Here is a 3,340-nt window from a genome sequence, read left to right as displayed (position 1 = left end):
CAGCGCCTGCGCGGGCGGGGCCGATTCCGCGGCGGGCGGTTCGGCCGCCTCCGAGACTCCGGTGCGCGGCGGTGCGCTCGAGTTCGGCCGGGTGGCGGCCGTCACCGATCTCGACCTGAACCAGCAGATCACGGCGAACAACGCGTTCGCGATCGACAAGATCTTCGAGCCGCTCGTCAGTTTCGACGCCGAAGGGCGCATCGTGCCGTGGCTCGCGGAGTACGAGGCCTCCGCCGACGGGCTGACGTACGTGTTCGCGCTGCGCGACGGGCTGGCGTTCTCGAACGGCGCGGAGGTCACGCCGGCCGACGTGGTGTTCTCACTCGAACGGCACATCGAGGTGGGCGGGCCGCTGCCGCTCGAGGCGCCCATCGCGTCGATCGCCGCTTCGGGGGATCGGGAGGTGACGATCACGCTGAGCGAGCGGTACACCCCGTTCCTCTCCGAGCTCGCGAGCTTCTCGAACGGCGTCTTCCCCGAGAACTTCGGGGGAGTGAGCGAGGAGGAGTTCTTCCAGAACCCGGTGGGCACGGGTCCGTTCGTCGTCGAGTCGTGGGATCCGAACGGGGATCTCGCGTTCGTGCGGAACGAGCACTACTGGCAAGAGGGCAAGCCCTACCTCGATTCGCTCGTCTACAAGCTGGTGGCCGACGACACGCAGCTGCAGCAGCAGCTCTCGGCGGGGCAGCTCGACGCGATCGACGACGTGCCGGCGGCGAACGCGGATCAGATCGACACGGGGAACGGCACGGCGCTCTCCCGGACGAGCGGCTGGTCGACCGAGCAGATCTTCTTCAATACGGAGCGGGAGCAATTCGCCGATGTGCATGTGCGCCGCGCCATCGCTCTCGCGCTCGACCGCGAGGGCATCACGCAGGCGACCACGTTCGGCACCGCCGAGGTGGCGAACGCCCTGCTGCCGCCGACCATCACCGATTCGGCGAACGATACGGTGGAGCCGCTCGACTTCGACGTCGAGGCGGCGCGCGCGGAGCTCGCGAAGTCGCGCTACCCCGACGGGTTCTCCGTGACGCTCCTGCTCGCGAGCGGCGACTCGCAGCGTGCGCAGATCGCACAGATCGTGCAGGAGTCGCTGGCGCAGATCGGCATCGACGTCGAGATCGAGCAGCTCGACATCGCTGTCTTCCGCGAGCGGTTCTTCGCCTACGACTACGATTTCATGCTCAACAGCGGGCAGTCCGACGCGCCCGACCCGAACGGGTTCATCACGTTCCAGGCCGACCCCGAGGGCTTCAGCAAGTCGTACTGGACGCATTACGCGAACGATGGCGTCACCGAGCTGATGCGGGAGGGGCGCACCACTCCCGAGGGCGACGATCGCACGGAGATCTACCGCGAGATCCAGCAGACGCTCGCCGACGAGGTGCCGTACATCCCGCTCTTCTTCCCGGCGAATCTGAAGGCGACGCGCGATGACGTGCACGGCTTCACCGTGCTCCCGAACGGCAGCGTGCAGTTCGCCGACGTCTGGGTCTCGGGCGGCGCCCGCTAGTCGGGTGCGCGGGGGGAATCGCGATGAGACGTGCTGCTGGGGCGGTCGGGCGTGCGCTGGCGCGCACGGCGCCGGTGATGCTCGGTGTGGTGATCGCGGTGTTCTTCCTGCTGCGGCTCGTCCCGGGGGATCCCGCCGCCATGATCCTCGGGGAGCGGGCGACGCCCGAATCCGTGGCCGCGCTGCGCGCGGAGCTCGGGCTCGATGCGCCGCTGTGGCGGCAGTTCGCGGGCTTCCTCGGGCAGGTCGTGCTCCACTTCGATACGGGTGCCTCGCTCGTCAGCGGCGTCTCGACTCGTGAGCTCGTGATCGCGACGGCTCCGGTGAGCGCCGGCATCGTGGTGCTCGCGCTGCTGCTCGCGGTGCTCATCGCGGTGCCGCTGGCGCTCGTCGCGGCGCTGCGCCGCGACGGGTGGGCGGATCACCTGGTGCGCATCGTGCCCGCCGTCGGCATGGGCATGCCGCTGTTCTGGCTCGGCCTGCTGCTCATCATCGTGTTCGCGGTGCAGCTCGGCTGGTTCCCGGTCGGGGGCGTGGGATCGGGGCCGGGCGAGCCGCTCCGCAGCCTCTTCCTGCCCGCGCTCGCCGTCGCGCTCGGTATGGCGCCGCCGTTGATCCGCTCGCTGCGCGCTCAGCTCGTCGATGCGCTGGAGGCCGATTTCGTGACGACGCTGCGAGCGGCGAGAGTGCCGGAGCGCCGGATCGTGTGGCGTCACGTCATGCGCAGCGCGGCGCTGCCGACGCTGACCCTGCTCGGCGTGAACACGGCGTACCTCATCGGGGGCACGCTCGTGGTCGAGCGCGTCTTCGGCATCAACGGGGTCGGCTCGCTCCTCTTCCAGTCGATCGGTACGCGCGACTTCCCGGTGGTGCAGGGCGTGGCCCTGTACTGCGCGATCGCCGTCGTCCTGGTCACGGCCGCCACGGAGGCGCTGGCGAGCGTGCTCGATCCGCGGGTGCGGCGGCGCGGGAGGACGCGATGAGTGCGTCGATCCCGGGCGGCCCCGGGGCCCGAGGCGGCCGAGGCGGCCGAGCGCGGCGCTCGCCCGCGTTCACCGCCGGCGCGATCCTCACCGCCCTGCTGATCGCGGTCGCGCTCGCAGCACCGCTCCTGGCGCCGTATTCGCCGACGGATCAGCAGCTGGGGCAGGGGCTGATGCCCCCGTCGCCGGAGCACTGGTTCGGCACGGATCAGCTCGGCCGCGACGTGCTGTCGCGCATGCTCTTCGCGGCGCGCACCGATTTCGGCATCGCGGCGGCGGCGGCACTGGCGCCGTTCGTGATCGGCGTGACGGTGGGCCTCGTCTCGGGGTACTTCGGGGGCGCGGTCGATTGGGTCGCGTCGCGCGTCACCGAGACCGTCATCGCCTTCCCCTTCTACGTCCTGGTGATCGCGCTGGTCTTCGCGCTGGGTGCGGGGGCCGAGGGCATCGTGGTCGCGTTCGCGCTCGTCGGCTGGGTGGGGTACGCGCGGGTGCTGCGCGCCATGACGGCGGCGCTGCGCGGCACCGGGTGGGTGCGCAGTGCACGGGGCGGCGGGCTCTCCCACGCGCGCGTGCTGGTGCGGCACGTGCTGCCGAATGTGCTGCCGCAGGCAGTCGTGCTGCTCGCGACCGAGATCGTGCTCATCATGGTCGCCATCGTGACGCTCGGCTATCTGGGCCTCGGCATCCGCCCGCCGACCCCCGACTGGGGCACGATGATCGCCGACGCCCAGCCGTTCGTGACGACGCAGTGGTGGCTCGCCGCGATCCCGGGCCTCGCCGTCGTGCTCACCGGCGTCGCACTGTCGCTGCTCGGCGACGGGATCGGAGATCTGCTGCGGGT

General features: G+C 70.8%; 3 protein-coding genes. All 3 read left to right on the top strand.

The annotated features are described in order from the left end of the window. Window positions 1-1,513, top strand: a 1,513-nt coding sequence (locus NS354_RS12665; protein ID WP_058594802.1) for an ABC transporter substrate-binding protein, incomplete at its 5' end; no start/stop codon positions are given. Window positions 1,514-1,536: 23 nt separating this feature from the next. Continuing rightward, window positions 1,537-2,496, top strand: a complete 960-nt coding sequence (locus tag NS354_RS12660; RefSeq protein WP_241490544.1) for an ABC transporter permease — start codon at window positions 1,537-1,539, stop codon at window positions 2,494-2,496. Further along, on the top strand, window positions 2,493-3,340 hold an 848-nt coding region (locus NS354_RS12655), incomplete at its 3' end, for an ABC transporter permease (RefSeq protein WP_153002226.1). The genes NS354_RS12660 and NS354_RS12655, both read left to right, overlap by 4 nt.

This window comes from Leucobacter chromiiresistens, assembly GCF_001477055.1.
Classification (GTDB): Bacteria; Actinomycetota; Actinomycetes; order Actinomycetales; family Microbacteriaceae; genus Leucobacter; species Leucobacter chromiiresistens_A.
Note: the sequence above shows the minus strand (reverse complement) of the source record. Positions and strands in the feature narration are given on the sequence as shown.

Bases quoted from the DNA above. Each gene is read 5' to 3' on its own strand.
- NS354_RS12660 (WP_241490544.1), top strand. From the start codon at position 1,537: ATGAGACGTGCTGCTGGGGCGGTCGGGCGTGCGCTGGCGCGCACGGCG.